Genomic DNA, 17732 nt, shown 5'->3' on the forward strand with positions numbered 1-17732 from the left:
GTGCTTGATCCCATCGGAATTTAACATTTGTGATATTGGAGCCGACCGTGACCTCAACCTCAAAATCCACATTGAACAAGATCGCCGAAGTTACGATCTTCTTCTGGATCATCAAGATTATCGCAACAACCCTCGGCGAGATGTCAGGGGATATGCTCGCCCAGACACTTAACCTTGGATATGTCATCGCCCTCGGGATAACGGGTGCGTTCCTTGTAACGGTTCTGATATTTCAGGTTCGTGCGGAGCGCTTTCATCCTGCGCTGTTTTGGGCTGCTATTGTCGGTACAACGATGGTCGGAACCGAGATCTCGGACATGATGGACCGAACCTTTGGGCTCGGTTATGTCTGGGGATCTGCGATCCTGTCGGCTGGGCTGCTTGCGACCTTGGCAATCTGGTATAAGCGTGATGGCAACCTAAGTGTTGATCCGATCATCCGGAAAGATGCTGAGATCACCTTCTGGATCGCCGTTTTGTTCTCTAATAGTTTGGGCACCGCCTTCGGTGATTTCCTCGTTGACGTAGTCAATCTAAGCTACATTCAGGGTGCGATGGTCACCATGGGCGTCATCGCTGTGGTACTGCTCCTACATTACACAAAAGCGATGAACGATATCGCGCTGTTCTGGATCGCCTTTGTCTTTACTCGCCCCTTTGGCGCAACGTTTGGCGACCTGCTGACCAAGCCCCTGGATAAGGGCGGTCTTGACCTTGGCACGCATTGGGCGTCGCTGGTTTCCCTGGTTCTAATAATTGGCTTTGTCTTCTGGTCGCATAAATCGGACCAACGCAAGCGCCACAGCTGAGCTGCGGAGCACCGATGCCCGATCGCGGGTGCCGGTGCTGAGGGAAAAACCGGATGTACACGTCACCCCATTCCACCCAATCACATCGTTTCTGGCTCTTCACCCCGGTTTTCCTAATAGCGATGATGGCTGCCAACCTTTATCTAGGTGTGCTGCATGGGGAGCTTTCTAAATCGGATTTGGCCGAGTTCGGCGTCAGCCTGACTAGCTTAGCGCAGGGCGAATGGCTTCGTCTCTTCACGGGCTCCTTTATTTCCCACGATGCAGACATGCTGGCTCGTCAACTCCTGCTCGCAGCATTCTCTATAGGTTGGTTTGAATGGCGGTGCGGGCCACTGCGCGCAGCGGTAATGTTCTTTCTCCTCGACTTCTTAGGTACGCTGTTTTTGATGTTCGGCGTCGTCATGTTAATTGAGCTTCTTCATGTCAGTGGATTCTCAGGGCTTTCAGGTACTTATGATGTAGGTATGTCAGCCGGTGGGTTCGGCTTGATTGGTGCAAGTCTCTACTACCTGAGCTGGCGAAAGTGGGCGATGACGGCTGGCGTTATGGCGCTGGTCGTCAAGGCTGCGCTATTTCCTGAGCCGATTGCCGATCTGGCGCATCTGATGATGTTGCCAACTGGATTTATTACCGAAGGGCTGGTTTCTCGTGCGTTCATCAAGTTTGCAGGGGAACTGGGTCCGTCACCTTCAAATTAATGACGCGCTTTTTGTAAGACTGACTTGACCTAGAGCCAGATGCGCAAAACATTAGATTGCCACCCTATTCGTGCTGCTTCAGCTGGCAGCAGACGCCGAACACCTAGCAAGCCATACATCTGCAAAATGAAGCACAGGAGCACCATTTTATCCTTTGCTAAATCTGCGTTCCGATCAACGAGCCCACTATATGGGTGATGGTCATAGCTATTACGCCCCAAAAAACAACACGTAGAGCCGCTTTCCCCGATGGTGCGCCTCCTAGCTTCGCTCCCGCTGCTCCGAGCATTAGAAGCATTGTAACAGTTATGGCCGCGACTAGGTAAGCAAGTATGCTAGTCGGTGAGATTAAGGAAGCCACTACTGGTGGAAGACCGCCTAAAATAAATGCAACCGCTGATGCCAGGCCTGCTTGTATTGGGTTGGCTGAGTTTGCCTCCGAAAGACCAATTTCTTCGCGAACATGTGATCCGAGCGCATTGTAGGCCGTCATTTCGTCAGCGGCTTTAATTGCTGTCTCTCGGGTCATTCCGCGAGAAATCAAAATCTCCCTAAGTTCTTCAAGCTCGCCAACTGGATTCCTAACAAGCTCTGCTTGTTCCAGTGCTATATCAGCTTTCTCAGTATCCGACTGTGAACTGACCGACACATATTCTCCGGCAGCCATGGACATTGCGCCTGCTACGAGCCCAGCGACGCCCGCCAACATAATCTGCGAAGGCGATGTCGCCGCCGCCGCTACGCCGACAATCAAACTTGAGGTCGACAGCAATCCGTCGTTTGCGCCAAGCACGGCTGCCCTTAACCAGCCTGAACGTCCCGAGTAATGTTTCTGATCATGCGCCTCTTCAATCACCGGAACTAGCCTTTTCGAATGTCATTGCGACGCGCAGGCCAGGCTCATTATCACTCATCTCAATCTCTCCCTCATGCATGTCGACGATTGCCGCAACCAAGCTTAAACCCAATCCGTTTCCCGGTGTCGTCCTGCTTGTTTCCAGTCTGTAGAGGCGTCTCAACACATTTTGCCTTTCGTCAGCGGGCACGCCTGGCCCGGTATCACTAACCTCGAGACACACCTTGTCCGCCTGCGAACTTACGGCAACTTTGATCGAAGACCCTGCTGGGGTATGGCGCAAGGCGTTTTCGATTAGATTCGCGAGCACTTGGCCAAGCAATCCCTTTTCACCCAAAATTATTGCCGCGCCTCTCCCCGGCAGAACGGCTTCAATCCGATGACCAGTTTCCTCAGCAGCCGGCTCATATACCTCGACAAATGTTGCAGCCAGCATTCCCAAATCCACCGGTTGAAACCTGTTCTTCGGGCTCCCGCCTTCAATCTGCGAGATTTGTAGCAATGATTGAAAGGTCGCGACGATGCCGGTTGTCTCTTGCCCTGCTTCATCCAGAATGGACTCTAGCTTTTCAGGCAGGTCTGGCATCTCGCGGGCCTTGCTCAACAGGACCGCAACGCGCTGAATAGGCGTCTTGAGGTCATGGGCTATATCCGCAGAGACCTGCCTGAGTGCATTTACAGAAGATTGCTGCGCGGCCGCCATACTATCCACCAGCCGGGCAATTGAAGATAGGTCATCCTCGCGACCATCAATGTTCTCGACGCGTGCTGACAGATCACCCGCGGTAAGCTGCTTCAGCGTTCCACCAATAGCATCGATACGTCGACCACTGCGTCGGGAAATGATCAAACCTGCTGTCAGTGCGACAACGGTGGTGGGAAGAACGCTGAGAAGAAGGATGTTGAGAAATAGCTCCCCCAAATCCTCAATCTGAGAACGACTGTTGGCGACCGTCAGCTGGCCGCCGTAAAGGTTTGAGGTCAGAGCAAGATAGAGACCTTCCGAAAGCTCGTCCTCATCTGGCAGTGAAAGAATACGAAACCCTTCGTTTGAACGTGAAGCCCTAACATTCCCGGAATATTTCCCATCTGCCGAAACGTAGCTAAGGATGCGCCGCTCAGGATCCGTCACGGCAGCTTCGGCTGCTATTAACCGGGCGACGGCACTCGACGAAGGGGCTGCCTGAAATCCAGCAAGCTCTTGACGAAGATCAGCCTCCATCGAGTTGTTGAAGGAATCCTTAATGACCAAATAGGAAGCGCCGAGGCTAAGCAGGCTCACAAATGCAAATAGTACTACGAGCGCCAGCGCGAGACGCAATGGTGTCGACTTTAACAGGGTTTGGGATCTCTCACGGAAACTACTTTTCATTCTTCGATCCGGTAGCCAGCACCCCTGACCGTTTTGATCAGTTCCACGTCAAAAGGCTTGTCGATCTTTGCACGTAGACGGCTGATGTGGGTTTCGACAACGTTGGTCTGAGGATCGAAGCTGATATCCCATACCGCTTCTAACAACATTGTGCGGGTCTGGACCCTGCCTTTGCGTCGCAATAGATGTTCTAGTAGCGCAAACTCTCTTGGCAGCAGGTCAATAAGCATTCCTGCACGCGTCACCTTCCGCCGAACAAGGTCCATTTCCAGATCGCCAGCGCGTAGCACTATTTCGTCCTGTGTTCCGCGTGGACGCCGAGCCAAGGCGGCGACGCGGGCAGATAATTCTCCGAACGCGAATGGTTTCACGAGATAGTCGTCACCGCCTGCATTGAGGCCCTCTATTCGGTCATCGACGCCGCCCAAAGAGGTCAGGAATAAAACCGGTGTTTGATTTTTTGCACCGCGCATCGTTTTGACCACAGACACACCGTCTAGGCCAGGCAGCATGCGATCAACTATAAGAATATCATAGTTGGTGGTGCTGGCTTGCAGTAAAGCGTCCTTGCCATCGGTCATCAAATCAACCGTATGCCCCTCCTCACGGAGCCCTTCGGCAACGTAGTTTCCGGTCATTCTGTCGTCTTCGATCACAAGAATTTTCATGGTAGATGTCCGTGAGTTTCTGATGGCCCCGTAAGCGAGGCCATCAGCATTCTTACACCTTTATCAGATGTTTGCGACTTACTTGTCGTCGTTGGCTTCGTTCTCAGCATCGTCGTCAGTTTCGGCGTCGTCGTCGCCATCATCATCATCCTGATCCTCGGCGTTAACGGTCATTGAGTTGTCAGCCAAAGTGTACAGGATATCTTGTTCGGACCCATCCGCCATAACGACCTCGAATTCGACGACACCATTGCCTTGGGTTTCGTCATCGAATTCGGCTTCCATTACTTTTCCGCCAGTCTTGGTTTCGACGTCTCCGACGACTGCTGCGACCTCAGGATTGGCTGTCAGGAACTGCCTAAGTTCTTCCGCCGATTTTGCGTCGGAGTTTCCGGCAGCATATGCCATCGACCCGGCGAGAACCGAGAGTCCGACAAGACCAGAGGTGGCTGCCAGTGCGAATTTGTTACGTTTCATGTTCGTCTCCTTGATGTTGGGCGGGATCATCCCGTCCGATGAGACTTATGTAGGTGGCCACATTCTCGAACGACTGACTGTCGCATTACATCTATGTAAGGTTCGAAGTCTCGTTCCGCACAGAAGTGTCTGCCATTGAGCGTGTGTCTATGGATGGCCGGATTTGGTGTGGTCTGGCCAGTCAACTCTCGCAACCCACAAGCTCAGAAGCTCAGAAGTTCGGAAGTCCCTATGTCTGTACACAGACGGCGGAAACAGTTTGAACAAAGGAAAATAGGGAGATTGCTGGTAAGATCACTGCCACTGACCCAATCATTTTCCTTGTTGATATGAGATAACGGCAGCCAGAATGTATGGGATTACGACCATCGTGCTGTTCCGCATTTGAAGGGAATAGCGAATTTGCGGCGAGGACTACCGCCAGTGAATTGATTTTGATGTCTGCCAAACTAAGTCGGGCGATCATTCTTTGGTGGAAAATTCAGTCTGACCAGTGGCCAACAATATGTTTTGTAGAAGAATTCCGGTGTTCAATGCGGTATTATGTGCGGCGTGATTTCACGACTTGGCTAAAACTAGATCCTTGCAGCCGATCCGGTTTTTTAAAGGGATGGCGCTAGTTTTGGATGCCCAAACGACCAGCGGCAGGGAACGTCCCCGCCGCTGGTATGCTGTAGAATTGGTCTTAGAGAGAAGCAGGCTGCGCCTTAAAAGGCCCGACCGGATCAGCGTATGCGCGTTTCTCGGCTTCGGCCAAAATACGGGGTGCAGCCAAGCGGAGAGCAAGCGCGAATGCCCCACCGAGCACGATCGCGAAACCAATGGCTATAACCCCAAAGCCGAACCCGGCGAATACGATCACGGCCAAGAGGATACTTGCCAGAATTGATTTTACACGTTCCATAAGTCAGATCTCCTTGTTTCTTACACTAAGAATATGGGTGGCATCCCATGTCGCGGCCTGACGGTAACAATACAACGATGTAATAAGCTACGGCGCTGAATTTCCGGGTAACCAAGATGTTCCAGTCCGCGCATAAATTCGCAACGAACAGAACAATCCACGCCACGAAAGCCGAGCATTGCCCCGATGTTTTTGTCAGCGACAGAAAAGGCCACGATGACAGGAAGTAGGCATGTCGCCTATAGAACCATTGCAAGTGGCTGATCTCAGTTTGATGAAGCAAAACTAGCTGTAGGTTATACTGGCCTAGGTTATTGAGGAAATATTGTGATCGAAAAATTTCAAGACCACGCGTCAAATGAGAGAACCTATCTATCGTGGATCAGAACCGCTGTCGCAATTGCTGGCTTCGGAATTGTTATTGAGAGATTGCCCAGCAACGCTAATGATACATGGACAGGGCTGGCATTAGTGATCTCCAGTGCAGTGCTTGTGGCCCTCGCATCGTTGCGATTTTTGGTTATCCGACGACAAATTGAGCGTTCAGATGCGGGGCGGTCCATGTTCGGCCCAATCGAAGTTCTGTTTTCCTCCATGTTGGCAGTACTGCTGTTAACAATTTTCGTCTTTCTTCTCGGGCTTGCGCGCGGGGGCTGACGTTGGCAACGATTTCACGACGACATTTTGGTATGCAAAGGGTATCTCAATACCTCCCGTATCGAACCGTTTTTTGACCGCTTCGGTCAGGTCGTATTTGACGCCGGCCCCAATCACCGGGTCAGGGCAGCAGACTCTCAAATTCATGTCGACACTGGACGTGCCTGGCGACATCACCGGGCATCCAGCCACCTATTCTACCTGCGAATGAGTCTCTGCAAATGCCAATGTGAGCGTTCGGGCTTTGTCGATATCCGCATCGTAGCCGATAGAGAACGGCACGATTGCGGGTGTACTGCTGTCAAGTTGACCGTCACAGTGTTGGAGATTACCGAGTTTGAAATGATCACCCACAGGTTGTCGAAAGTTTGCAGGATTGTGTACCCAAGTGAAACATCTTCAACGACTCCCGTTTCTAGCCCCGTCGGCGCGTTGATCTGAATACGATCGCCAAGGCGAAACGGACGATAAAAGATTAGGCTGAGGCTCGAAACGAAATTGGAGAGCGTCGATTGAGCGGCGAGGCCAATAACGATCGTGGCAACAAAGACACTGGCCAAAAGTGCCGTGCTGAGGCGGTCCAGCGCTGGAAACATATGGGCATAGAACATCAGAATTATGAGCCAGACGAAGACGCTTGCCACCTTGGATCGAAAGCGTGCAGTCATACGGTCAATGCGTTGATCGCGATCGCGTTCTATCACCAACCAGATTGCGCGATGTAGTGTCCACGATAAAAGCAGCCCGCCAACCCAGAACAAAATAGCCAATGCTAATGCCCCCGACCATGTATCTAGATGAAGCTTCACGAGCTAAGACTATAGCCATTGCCATTTCATTCCGCACCTACATCTTCAGTCTTGACCAAGTACATGCTTTCGAAAAAAAACTGATAAAATAGAGGGGAGATTCATATCGAGTATAAATCACGATTTCGGAGCGCGAAGCGACTCAGTCATTTGAGGCGGCGTAGTCGACCGGTTGGGGGATCTCCGGTTGAGATTACTGCACCACAGAACGCCCATCCAACTGAGATAACCACGCATGTCTACGGTGCAACTACATACGAAGTGCAAGACCGGCTGCTGCCCGCGCAAGTGGGGCAGTTCCGTTGGATTGACATTGTTGGGCTTGAGAATGACTCGGAAATTTCGAAACTAGCTCAGAATTTAGGGCTCAGTGATCTTTCGATCGCGGATTTCTTTCACTTGGACCAGCGTCCCCACACAGATATTGATGGCGACCTCGTCCAAACCGTTCTGCGAATGCCGGTCAGAAACCAGCCGTTCACGGATCAGATTACACTTGTTTTGGGTCAGGATTTTGTTCTTACGCTACGCGAACAGCGTCGCAACTGCCTTGACGGCGTACGTAAGCGCTTGGCTGGCGGCAAGGGGCGCATGCGCAACTCTAGCGAGTATCTCTTTTATTCTATCTGCGATGCAGTGGTCGACAGTTTCTTTCCTGCTCTGGAAGAACAGGGCGATTTGATCGAGGCTTTGGAAGAACGCATTTTGCACAATCCCAGTGATGGTGCGATGCGCAACATCCATATGTTAAAACGCGATCTTTTGGTTTTGCGACATGCGATTTGGCCGATGCGTGACGCGTTAGCCATACTTCAGCATGATGATACGCCCCAGATAAATACAGATTTGTTGCCCTATTTGCGGGATTGTTCAGATCATGCCTTTCAGCTTCTCGATATGGTCGAAGTCTATCGGGAAACCGCGCAAGGGCTTGTCGACTTACAGTTGTCGTCGCTTTCTAATCGAATGAACGAAGTTATGAAGGTCTTGACGATGATCGCGACAATATTCATTCCGATGACCTTCATTGCAGGCCTGTACGGAATGAACTTTGATCGGGGGTCACCTTACAATCTCCCCGAACTCGGTTGGCGTTTCGGCTATCTTTATGCAATTGGCCTGATGGTCACTACCGCCATTACCATGCTGTTCATATTTTGGAGGCTCGGTTGGCTCTTCGGTCGGTCTAACGCTGATCCACGTGCCGGCTACCCAGACGCCGACTAGCCATACGGCTATAAGCAGTCCCAGAGTGCAGCTAATGCGGGTACTCTTGAGCCAGCAGTAGCTCTGCGATGTCACGTTTGGGACAGCGAATAGCATCATTTACTTCTTGCGGCATTTCCCGAACATCGGTTGCATTGGTCCACACTTAAGCTCGCGAGACCAATCGCGCCCTCTGAAGTGGTCCGGCAAAACTGGACAGCGTGCTAAGATGTATCCAACCTTGAAGACAGGATACACAAATGACGAAGAGACGCAGTTTTTCAGACAAGTTCAAAGCTACTGTGGCACTCGAGGCGCTACGTGGTGACAAGACCGCGCAAGAGATTGCAGCGAAGCACAAGGTTCATCCAACGCAGGTTGAAGTGGTCCTGCTTTTTAAGACAGGTTTGCGGCTCAGCTAAGATGTAATCTGGTTGGTTTCATGCGGCCTTCTGCGTCCGTTCTGTTGTGAAGAATGCGTCGTCGGGTGATCGTTTGTCGAGAGCGGTGTGAGGCCGCTCGATGTTGTAGAAGCTGATCCAATCTTTGATAACGCGTTTGGCTTGGAACCCGTCCTGCAATTCATGCAAGTATACGGCCTCCTGTTTGAGGGATCGCCACAGCCGTTCGATGAAAATGTTGTCGAGATAACGGCCACGCCCATCCATCGATATTTTGATGTCAGCGTCAGTCAAAGTGGTGATCCAGGCTGAACCTGTGAACTGCGATCCTTGATCGGTATTCATTATTTCGGGTTTACCATATCCGGCGATGGCTTCTTTCAAGGCTTCGACACAGAACCCGGTATCCAACGTGTTCGATAGCCGCCACGCCAGCACCTTGCGCGTCGCCCAGTCCATGATCGCCACCAGATATAAGAAGCCACGTCGCACGGGGATGTAGGTAATGTCACTGCACCAAACATGATTGGGTCGCGTGATCGGCAGGTTTCTCAGCAGGTAGGGATAAATGCGATGCTGAGGATGCCTCTTGCTGGTGTTCGGGCCTCTGTAGATGGCCTGTAGCCCCATGATAGCCATCAAGCGGCGCACACGATGCCGACCTGCATAGAACCCGTTTCTGGGCAAATAAGCTGCGATCTGGCGGCTGCCAAAAAACGGGTATTTGGTGAACACCCGATCAATCTCGTTCATCAATTCCAGCGTCTCAGCATTCACACCGACTGGCGTATAATAAAGCGACGACCGGCTAATCTTCAGCAACTTGCACTGCTTGGTCAGGCTCAGGTCTGTGCGGTCAGCGTTGATCAGCGCCTTGCGTTCGGTCGGGCTCATCGCTTTAGCCCTTGTGACAAAAAATCGTTTTCGACCGCCAGCTTTCCGATCTTGGCGTGAAGCTCTTTGACCTCAGCTTCGTTAACTTCGGCCCGCCGGACCTTATCGGAAAATACCCCGGTCAGCCCATCAATGGCCTGTCGCTTCCACGTCGTCACCTGCGTTGGATGAACCTTGTGCTTCGCTGCAATCTCTTGCGCGGTCTTGTCACCACGTAGCGCCTCGAGTGCCACAGTAGCTTTGAACTTGTCTGAAAAACTGCGTCTCTTCGTCATTTGTGTATCCTGTCTTCAAGGTTGGATACATCTTAGCACGCTGTCCAGTTTTGCCGGACCACTTCAGGTGACGACGTGGAAGCGACAGGCCATTGATGGGCTGACCGGGGTATTTTCCGATAAGGTCCGGCGGGCCGAAGTTAACGAAGCTGAGGTCAAAGAGCTTCACGCCAAGATCGGAAAGCTGGCGGTCGAAAACGATTTTTTGTCACAAGGGCTAAAGCGATGAGCCCGACCGAACGCAAGGCGCTGATCAACGCTGACCGCACAGACCTGAGCCTGACCAAGCAGTGCAAGTTGCTGAAGATTAGCCGGTCGTCGCTTTATTATACGCCAGTCGGTGTGAATGCTGAGACGCTGGAATTGATGAACGAGATTGATCGGGTGTTCACCAAATACCCGTTTTTTGGCAGCCGCCAGATCGCAGCTTATTTGCCCAGAAACGGGTTCTATGCAGGTCGGCATCGTGTGCGCCGCTTGATGGCTATCATGGGGCTACAGGCCATCTACAGAGGCCCGAACACCAGCAAGAGGCATCCTCAGCATCGCATTTATCCCTACCTGCTGAGAAACCTGCCGATCACGCGACCCAATCATGTTTGGTGCAGTGACATTACCTACATCCCCGTGCGACGTGGCTTCTTATATCTGGTGGCGATCATGGACTGGGCGACGCGCAAGGTGCTGGCGTGGCGGCTATCGAACACGTTGGATACCGGGTTCTGTGTCGAAGCCTTGAAAGAAGCCATCGCCGGATATGGTAAACCCGAAATAATGAATACCGATCAAGGATCGCAGTTCACAGGTTCAGCCTGGATCACCACTTTGACTGACGCTGACATCAAAATATCGATGGATGGGCGTGGCCGTTATCTCGACAACATTTTCATCGAACGGCTGTGGCGATCCCTCAAACAGGAGGCCGTATACTTGCATGAATTGCAGGACGGGTTCCAAGCCAAACGCGTTATCAAAGATTGGATCAGCTTCTACAACATCGAGCGGCCTCACACCGCTCTCGACAAACGATCACCCGACGACGCATTCTTCACAACAGAACGGACGCAGAAGGCCGCATGAAACCAACCAGATTACATCTTAGCTGAGCCGCAAACCTGTCTTAAAAAGCAGGACCACTTCACTCAAACCCGGATATCTACCATTACCAATCCGTAATCTCTCCGTCAGGTCGGCGTAGAGCCCTTTAACGTAGCTGTGGCCTAGATACTTAGGGTGCCGCTTTAGACGCGGTTCCCAGAGGCTTGGGAAGAGTGAACATGTTCAATATCATTGCCACTTGGATGAGTGGTCTCGGTCATTTTGGCGTAGCTGCCCTCATGCTTGCGGAAAACGTGTTCCCGCCGATCCCGTCAGAGCTCGTGATGCCCATTGCTGGATATTTATCGGCGGAAGGTCAACTCTGGCTACCTGCAGCGATACTCGCCGGAACCATCGGCTCGGTACTTGGTGCATTGTTTTGGTACTACATTGGCATCTGGATCGGCGAGGAACGGTTGCAGCGGTTCGCCGCACGGCACGGTGCCTGGCTTACGCTTTCTGCAAAAGACGTGGACAGCGCGGGATTGTGGTTTCGTGACTATGGCTGGCGCGCGGTCTTTTTCGGTCGGATGATCCCGGGGGTGCGTACGCTCATCTCGGTACCTGCCGGCATTGCACGTATGCCGCTCAGGCCCTTTCTGATATTCACGACACTCGGCAGCTTGATTTGGACGGGCTTGCTCGCAGCCGCGGGGTTTTTGTTGCAAGCTCAGTATGACGCCGTTGCGGTTTGGGTCGATCCGGTTTCGACCCTCGTGGTAGTAAGCTTGATCGGCGTCTACATTTTTCGGCTGATACGGCATTTACTGCGCCGGTGAGAGGCTGACGTCAGTTGATGCGCTAGAAGCAAGCGGCTAACCTCTGCCACGCGGTTGGCACGGAAGGCCGACAATGTCAGACCGCTCGTTACTTGGGCTATATGTGGTGGCGGCAGAAGTTTTGAAAATGTGCCAGATCTAAAGGGGCCGCGGTGACGATTTCAGAGTTCGCACGATCAACCGGAATTTGGACGCGTTTAAAGCCGATCGCGCCGTATATTCTGACCGCGGTATTGTTCACGCTCGGAGCTTTCGCTCTTTACCACCTGTTGAAGCCAGTAAACTTCCGGGAAGTTATGGATCAGGTCCGTGGAACGCCTTGGCACATCATCGCACTTGCGCTTCTGGCGATGTTCACGGGCTACGCCGCACTGATTGGGTATGATTGGTCCGCCTTAAGATATATTGGCAAGAAGCTACCCTTTCCAGTTGTGGCTACCGGAGGATTTCTAGGATACGCTCTTGGAAATACGTTGGGGGCAGGCCCCGTGACCGGCGGTGCCGTGCGCTATCGTATCTATTCGTCATTAGGGCTTACAGCATACGATATCGCAGCCATCGCGGTTTTTGGATCTTTGTCGTTCGGTCTTGGGGCGATGATTGTCGGTTTCGGGGCGCTCGCCTACCATCCATTTGCTCTGCAATCCCTCACATCAATCAGTCCGCACGCCCTCAGATGGGTCGGTATCGTTGCTTTGATCGTTTCGCTCGGTTTGTTGGCGGCACTCGCTGTCCAAAAGTCACAGATTACCGTACGCGGGCATAGCTTTCAGACACCTTCATCAGGGCTAATGACTGGTCAATTGTTATTCACCGCCATTGATATTCTCATGGCTGCGACCGTTCTCTATCTGCTGTTGCCGTCCAACGACATGGGGTTTGCCACGTTTCTGGCTGTCTTTTCGGCGGCAATTTTTGCAGGAGTTGCCAGCCATGTACCTGGTGGTGTCGGTGTGTTTGAAACCATCATTATCACGGCGCTCCCCGCCTCTGTTCCTGTCGATCAGGCGGCTGCCGGACTACTGCTTTACCGTTTGATCTACTATCTTGTGCCCTTCGGGCTAGCCCTTGTTCTTCTGGCACTGACCGAACTGCGCATGGCGAGCACAATGGTCCAGTCACCACAGATGCAAGCCTTCGCGCCAGTGTTCGGCGCGGTTAGTTCAATTGTGCCGCTGGCCATGTCGGCCATGATCTTCGTATCCGGCGTTTTCATGCTTCTTTCAGCGGTCATTCCCGCGTCAAGCGAGGTTGCTGAAGACATGGAGCTGCTCCTTCCATTGGGGTTTGTCGAAGGCGGCGCGTTACTGTCCAGCGCCATCGGCGCGGCCCTTCTTATCATTGCGCATGGCATGATGCGGCGTATCGAAGGCGCTTGGTGGCTGGCTGTCGGTTCATTGGCGATCGGGATAGTTGCATCGCTATTTCACGGTCTTGATTATGAAAGGGCGCTCATCCTTTTTGTGATGATCTTTATCCTGCTGCCTTGTAAGCGCGAATTCTACCGGAGCGCGCGATTGACGAGAAACCCCCTGTCGCTTCGTTGGGCTTTACTATTGGGGTCAATAATCGTTGCGGGGCTCGGCGTTTATTTTTTCGCCTATAAGGCAACAGCTTATAGTCATGAACTGTGGTGGCAGTTCGCTGCTGATCAATCCGCGCCACGGGCAACGCGCGCAGGACTAGTCGGCGCGCTTCTTATTGGTCTCTTCGCGCTTTTGTCCGCTTTGCGGCCACCAAAGGTTGCAGCAGAACTGGCCACCCCTGAGGATACGGCGCTGGCGCGTACAATCATTGCAACACAAGCCAACCCGGACGCGAACTTTGCCCTGACAGGGGACAAGTCATTGCTGTTTTCCGATAGCGGCCGATCTTTCTTGATGTACAGGGTTCAGGCCCGGTCGTGGATCGCGCTTGGCGATCCCGTTGGTGACCCAGACGAGGCGGCTCAATTGGCGTGGGAGTTTGTCGATGCGGCCAACGCTGCAAATGCGCGCCCGGTATTCTATGAGGTTGCTGCTGACAATCTGGCCCTTTGGGTCGAAATGGGTCTAGCCATGCACAAAATGGGCGAAGAAGCGGTCGTGCGCTTGTCTAGTTTCTCACTTGAAGGCAGCCACCGGAAGAAACTCCGCACAGCCTACAATCGAGCGGGCCGGGATGGCCTCAGTTTCGAGATGTTGAATGCACCCATAGACGATGCAACCATGGACGTGCTGCAACAGATTTCGGATCAGTGGCTGGAGGACAAAAATAGCTCGGAAAAGCAGTTTTCCGTCGGTCGCTTTGATAAAGATTATCTGCGTCAGTTCCCTATTGCCGTTGTACGCCATAACGGGCGCATCGTGGCCTTTGCCAATGTCCTGATGACCGAGATAAAAGAGACGGCCACTATAGATCTGATGCGGCATGTCAGTGATGCACCCTCGGGCTTGATGGATTACCTTTTCACCGATCTGATGTTGAACTTGAAAGCGGATGGATTTTCCAAATTCAGCCTAGGAATGGCTCCTCTGTCGGGCCTAGAAGGCCGACGAGGTAGTCGCTGGACGATGAAATTGGGTGCGCTTGTCTATCGACACGGTGGGCACTTCTACAACTTTAATGGATTGAGAAACTTCAAAGACAAATTTGATCCCGAATGGGAGCCCCGGTTCCTCGTAGCTCCTGCACGAGCAAACATACTGCTTATCGCCACCGACGCGGCTGCGCTGATAGCAGGTGGCATGCGCAAAGTTGTCGTTGTGAGTTGAAGCAACCATGTTTCGCACCGTTAAAACAGAATGGCTTTGCCAGTGCCAATCGGATTGTACAGTCATTTGGCGCGCCAAAGGATTGGGTGGGCTGCATTTAGGTAAGAAAATAAACGATAAGATACATGGGCCGCGACTAACCGGATCTAGTTCAATCGCTTTCTCTCAGCCTTTCCGGAAAGGTATCCGTCCGAACAAAACCTACTTGAAAGCCAAAGGGGCGACTAACTTTCTTTAGGGTTTCGAGCGTTGGATTGCCTTTCCCGTTTTCCAGATCAATAACTTGCTTCCGAGTTAAGCCAAAATGGCGGGCGAATTCTGCCTGCGTCATATCGATTGCATTGCGCATCTCGCGAACAGCCTGAGGAAGTACTAATTCGCCGTCACAGGCTTTTCGAGCCAACTCTGTCCGACGGCGACTAACCTGATCTTTCGAAAGGGGTGCTTTAGGCGGCATCTCAGATTCTCCAAAAGAACACCCTCGATAGGGACATTCTGCGTCAACATAATCATTAGGGATTTCCCTTTAGTGGATACGTTTTGCTCTATATTAGATCGCGTTGCAAAAAAAATTGTCGGCTTACAGGGCCTACGGACGGGAAGCGCGAACTTCCATATGCCTAATGCCGCTTTGCGGCATGCAATGAGAGGCTCTCTACGGCCCTTTATATGAGAGCGTTCGCCTCTCATTGCGATCCTGCTGCTGACGTTTTCATGCGCCTGAACGTATTGGGTGGTTAATAAACCAGAGCTTTTGAGGTGGGTAATCATAGTTAATGTGTATTCTAATGCACATTAATGTTCTTCAGCATGAATTTATATTATATAATATATTCAGTATCTTATTACTTATATGAAACTCTTTATCAACCTAACTGGTAAAGATAAGGGTTCAGGCTCTCGTGGTAGCGTTGGTTGTTGTAGTAATCGACGAAGGCGCCGATTTGGCGTTCGAGATCACCGGGTAGGTAGTAGTTCTCGAGCAGAACCCTGTTTTTCATGGTCTGGTGCCAGCGTTCGATCTTGCCTTGCGTCTGCGGGTGGAATGGCGCGCCGCGGACATGCCTCATTTTCTGATCCTCCAACCACTTGGCCAGATCGGCTGAGATGTAGCATGAGCCGTTGTCGCTGAGCAGACGTGGCTTGTGCCGCACAACGGCCCTGACCTCTAGATTTTTCTAGCTTTGTTCGGATAATGACCTGCCCCCAGAATTTTCCAAACTCTCGTCTTTAAAAGTAGTATTCTCATTTTTTAGCGGATCGATATAAACGCGGGAGCCCGTCAGCGTGGCATATTTGGCAATCTCCCCTCCCGCTTTGTCGGTATCATGCTTCCGCCGCTCGCTTTGCACGAGAGTGCATCTGAGCTTCGACCCTGGCAAAGTTAATCAGATAGCTTTCGCGATCAGCGCGTTGATTTCACTATGTCCGCCCCAAGCCCGCTTGCATGTCTTCTTTTCCACGGCTGACAGATACCTTGAAGAATATAATATCGCGCTTCGTACATAATCGGAGGGCTCGTCCTCGTAAGATGTGCGCACTGTTCGCTTTTGCTGTGCTACACCGTGCTTTGCGGCAAAAATTGCGGCCATGGCGCGCGTCTCTTTCGCCACTGACCTATTCTGGAGCCATTGCAAGGCGGTATTCACCGTCGCCCGCGTGACAGTCCTGGCGCGCAACAGTACCGCCAGCAAGAACATCCGTTGATAATCGGACACGGACCCGTCGGCTATAAGCCCCTCAAGTGCATCGACGACATCGTGCTCGGTCCGCACGAAATTGGAAATGTACGAGAAATAAAGTCGCGTCTGGTGGGGCTTCTCACGAATTTTTCCCAGCACATGCTCGAGTGCGCTGTCAGACTGAGCGGACCGCAGAATTGGCAGGCAGAATTTCTCGATCTGATCCTCCTGGTTCGGGTAGTCGCCGATGTTGTTTATCAAGGTCCCGACAGCTGCGCTCTCAAAATACTGATCGTCTTCCCCACTTTTTTGGCCTTCTTCGTCTTCCTCGTCTTCTTCCCCCCACTCGGCCTCAAAGCCATACGGGCTGGACCGTTCGTAGGTTTGGTCGTCCTCAATCTCCTCACGTATCTCATCGAACAAGCGGTCAATGGCAGTTTCATCTCGGATCACATCGTTGGCAGGCATGATTTTCGACTTGAACTCGTTTAGATGCAGGCCGTCCTTGCGTAGCGTTTCGATCAGGCTGGCGAGGCCTTTTCGCGCCTTGGCCTCCGATGCGAACCCCATATAGATATCATCCACATAACGAGCAGAGGGGACTTCTGCCAAATCGCAGTATGCGTCAAAATCGGACAAGAAGAAGTTACCAAGCGCGTCTGAAGAATAAAGGCCCTGTATTATTCCGAAGGAGTTTCGCTCGCGAAACGCCAGCATCATTTCCTCTAGCAGACTGACAATTTCAGGAGCACAGCCAGCCGCTGCCATTAAATTTACGAGGTGGTGCTGGGGTAGCCGCTCAAAGTAATTCGCGATGTCAGCCTTCAGGAGGAAAGTGCTCTCGTCGCAAATTTCTGCGACGTGGGTCTGAAAGGATTCCCAACATTCGTAGTTAGGCTGGAACATGTGATTGTCTTCGCCCGAAGGGACATGGCTGAAAGAGCGGGTACGGTCGAGACCTTCTTCCAACTGGCCGATGATATCGTCAATGAGGGCCTGATACATGAAGCGATCTGTAGGCCTTAAGATACTTCCCGGTCTCGTAAAAAACCTCTCTTTCGGAACGCTCATAGTAATTGGCAGTTCCGGTTGGTAGGTCCCTGCTCTCAGCTTCTGCTTCAACTGATCCCACAAATCATCGCCCGAACGATTGAAAACCGCATTGTAGTGCGGGGCAAGGATGAAATCACTTCGAATATCGGCCTTCACGTGAGCGATCACGCTTTCGTGGTCAATCTGAGAAATTTTCCGTCGGTCGAGGCCCGGCATACCATTACCCACATGTTTTGATGCGATCACATCCTGCCTATCGACCCAAAACACTAAAGTCTATTGCTGCGCTGCCTGGCCCGACTCGCCGCGCTTCGCAGCCCCGAGGCACTGGTACCCAG

At 52.1% G+C, this 17732-nt stretch carries 17 protein-coding genes and 1 pseudogene; 8 read left to right on the top strand and 10 right to left on the bottom strand.

The features are described from left to right. The first annotated feature begins 47 nt into the window (after positions 1-47). The gene (locus E5180_RS06620; protein ID WP_206338736.1) at positions 48-809 is read left to right on the top strand and encodes a COG4705 family protein; all 762 of its coding nucleotides are present in this window, start codon (positions 48-50) and stop codon (positions 807-809) included. Between the two features lie 53 nt (positions 810-862). Then, positions 863-1510, top strand: a complete 648-nt coding sequence (locus E5180_RS06625; protein ID WP_138923683.1) for a hypothetical protein — start codon at positions 863-865, stop codon at positions 1508-1510. A 157-nt stretch (positions 1511-1667) separates the two neighbouring features. On the opposite strand, the gene E5180_RS06630 is transcribed toward E5180_RS06625, so the two are convergent. The 5 genes from E5180_RS06630 to E5180_RS06650 form a co-directional block, all read right to left on the bottom strand. After that, positions 1668-2366: a VIT1/CCC1 transporter family protein gene (locus E5180_RS06630; protein WP_171048912.1), complete on the bottom strand. Its 699-nt coding sequence runs from the start codon at positions 2364-2366 to the stop codon at positions 1668-1670. After that, positions 2359-3738 (bottom strand): HAMP domain-containing sensor histidine kinase, encoded by a 1380-nt coding sequence (locus E5180_RS06635; RefSeq protein WP_138923684.1) that lies wholly within the window; start codon positions 3736-3738, stop codon positions 2359-2361. The genes E5180_RS06630 and E5180_RS06635 overlap by 8 nt, the downstream gene beginning before the upstream one ends. Then, positions 3735-4406 carry a winged helix-turn-helix domain-containing protein gene (locus E5180_RS06640; RefSeq protein ID WP_138923685.1) on the bottom strand — a complete coding sequence of 224 codons (672 nt, stop codon included), beginning with the start codon at positions 4404-4406 and terminating at the stop codon, positions 3735-3737. The genes E5180_RS06635 and E5180_RS06640 overlap by 4 nt, the downstream gene beginning before the upstream one ends. Positions 4407-4484: 78 nt before the next feature. Continuing rightward, entirely contained in the window at positions 4485-4883 is a 399-nt protein-coding gene (locus E5180_RS06645; RefSeq protein WP_254700551.1) for a hypothetical protein, read from the bottom strand. A gap of 685 nt (positions 4884-5568) precedes the next feature. Further along, entirely contained in the window at positions 5569-5787 is a 219-nt protein-coding gene (locus E5180_RS06650) for a hypothetical protein (protein WP_138923687.1), read from the bottom strand. A 327-nt stretch (positions 5788-6114) separates the two neighbouring features. Here E5180_RS06650 and E5180_RS06655 point away from each other — a divergent pair, with 327 nt between their 5' ends. Continuing rightward, positions 6115-6444, top strand: coding sequence for a YidH family protein (locus E5180_RS06655; protein ID WP_138923688.1), 330 nt, complete (start codon positions 6115-6117; stop codon positions 6442-6444). 197 nt (positions 6445-6641) lie between these two features. Here the strand turns inward: E5180_RS06655 and E5180_RS06660 are convergent, their stop codons facing one another. After that, complete coding sequence (locus E5180_RS06660; protein WP_254700552.1) at positions 6642-7253, bottom strand: mechanosensitive ion channel family protein; 612 nt, start codon at positions 7251-7253, stop codon at positions 6642-6644. Between the two features lie 261 nt (positions 7254-7514). Here E5180_RS06660 and corA point away from each other — a divergent pair, with 261 nt between their 5' ends. Continuing rightward, positions 7515-8480 carry a magnesium/cobalt transporter CorA gene (gene corA, locus E5180_RS06665; protein ID WP_171048913.1) on the top strand — a complete coding sequence of 322 codons (966 nt, stop codon included), beginning with the start codon at positions 7515-7517 and terminating at the stop codon, positions 8478-8480. Positions 8481-8719: 239 nt separating this feature from the next. Further along, positions 8720-8881, top strand: a complete 162-nt coding sequence (locus E5180_RS06670; protein ID WP_138923690.1) for a transposase — start codon at positions 8720-8722, stop codon at positions 8879-8881. A gap of 18 nt (positions 8882-8899) precedes the next feature. Here the strand turns inward: E5180_RS06670 and E5180_RS06675 are convergent. After that, positions 8900-10029, bottom strand: a protein-coding gene (locus E5180_RS06675) for an IS3 family transposase (RefSeq protein ID WP_441351430.1) whose coding sequence is annotated in 2 segments (ribosomal slippage) — positions 8900-9780 and positions 9780-10029 — 1131 coding nt in all. Because the reading frame shifts where the segments join, the coding sequence is not laid out codon by codon here. On the opposite strand from E5180_RS06675, the gene E5180_RS06680 reads away from it, so the two are divergent. The 3 genes from E5180_RS06680 to mprF all read left to right on the top strand — a co-directional run bounded on the left by E5180_RS06680 (position 9995) and on the right by mprF (position 14659). After that, positions 9995-11109, top strand: a protein-coding gene (locus E5180_RS06680; protein ID WP_441351438.1) for an IS3 family transposase whose coding sequence is annotated in 2 segments (ribosomal slippage) — positions 9995-10253 and positions 10253-11109 — 1116 coding nt in all. Because the reading frame shifts where the segments join, the coding sequence is not laid out codon by codon here. The two genes, E5180_RS06675 and E5180_RS06680, sit on opposite strands and share 35 nt — an antisense overlap. A gap of 197 nt (positions 11110-11306) precedes the next feature. After that, on the top strand, positions 11307-11906 hold the full coding sequence (locus tag E5180_RS06685) for a DedA family protein (RefSeq protein ID WP_138923693.1): 600 nt from the start codon (positions 11307-11309) through the stop codon (positions 11904-11906). 152 nt (positions 11907-12058) lie between these two features. Then, positions 12059-14659, top strand: coding sequence for a bifunctional lysylphosphatidylglycerol flippase/synthetase MprF (mprF, locus tag E5180_RS06690; RefSeq protein ID WP_138923694.1), 2601 nt, complete (start codon positions 12059-12061; stop codon positions 14657-14659). A gap of 151 nt (positions 14660-14810) precedes the next feature. Here the strand turns inward: mprF and E5180_RS16105 are convergent, their stop codons facing one another. From E5180_RS16105 to E5180_RS06705, 3 genes and pseudogenes are all read right to left on the bottom strand, one after another. Then, the gene (locus E5180_RS16105) at positions 14811-15116 is read right to left on the bottom strand and encodes a helix-turn-helix transcriptional regulator (RefSeq protein WP_441351439.1); all 306 of its coding nucleotides are present in this window, start codon (positions 15114-15116) and stop codon (positions 14811-14813) included. A gap of 436 nt (positions 15117-15552) precedes the next feature. After that, a pseudogene (locus tag E5180_RS06700) lies at positions 15553-15813 on the bottom strand (integrase core domain-containing protein); the annotation flags it as partial. 234 nt (positions 15814-16047) lie between these two features. Continuing rightward, positions 16048-17640: an RNA-directed DNA polymerase gene (locus E5180_RS06705; protein ID WP_138923695.1), complete on the bottom strand. Its 1593-nt coding sequence runs from the start codon at positions 17638-17640 to the stop codon at positions 16048-16050. Positions 17641-17732 lie beyond the last annotated feature (92 nt).

Origin of the sequence: Sulfitobacter sp. BSw21498 (assembly GCF_006064855.1) — a bacterium.
In the GTDB taxonomy this organism is placed as follows: domain Bacteria; phylum Pseudomonadota; class Alphaproteobacteria; order Rhodobacterales; family Rhodobacteraceae; genus Sulfitobacter.

Excerpts from the sequence above, each read along its gene's own strand:
- E5180_RS06625 (WP_138923683.1), top strand. The coding sequence starts at position 863 with ATGTACACGTCACCCCATTCCACCCAATCACATCGTTTCTGGCTCTTC.
- E5180_RS06635 (WP_138923684.1), bottom strand. The coding sequence starts at position 3,738 with ATGAAAAGTAGTTTCCGTGAGAGATCCCAAACCCTGTTAAAGTCGACA.
- E5180_RS06640 (WP_138923685.1), bottom strand. The coding sequence starts at position 4,406 with ATGAAAATTCTTGTGATCGAAGACGACAGAATGACCGGAAACTACGTT.
- E5180_RS06645 (WP_254700551.1), bottom strand. The coding sequence starts at position 4,883 with ATGAAACGTAACAAATTCGCACTGGCAGCCACCTCTGGTCTTGTCGGA.
- E5180_RS06650 (WP_138923687.1), bottom strand. The coding sequence starts at position 5,787 with ATGGAACGTGTAAAATCAATTCTGGCAAGTATCCTCTTGGCCGTGATC.
- E5180_RS06670 (WP_138923690.1), top strand. The coding sequence starts at position 8,720 with ATGACGAAGAGACGCAGTTTTTCAGACAAGTTCAAAGCTACTGTGGCA.
- E5180_RS06685 (WP_138923693.1), top strand. The coding sequence starts at position 11,307 with ATGTTCAATATCATTGCCACTTGGATGAGTGGTCTCGGTCATTTTGGC.
- E5180_RS16105 (WP_441351439.1), bottom strand. The coding sequence starts at position 15,116 with ATGCCGCCTAAAGCACCCCTTTCGAAAGATCAGGTTAGTCGCCGTCGG.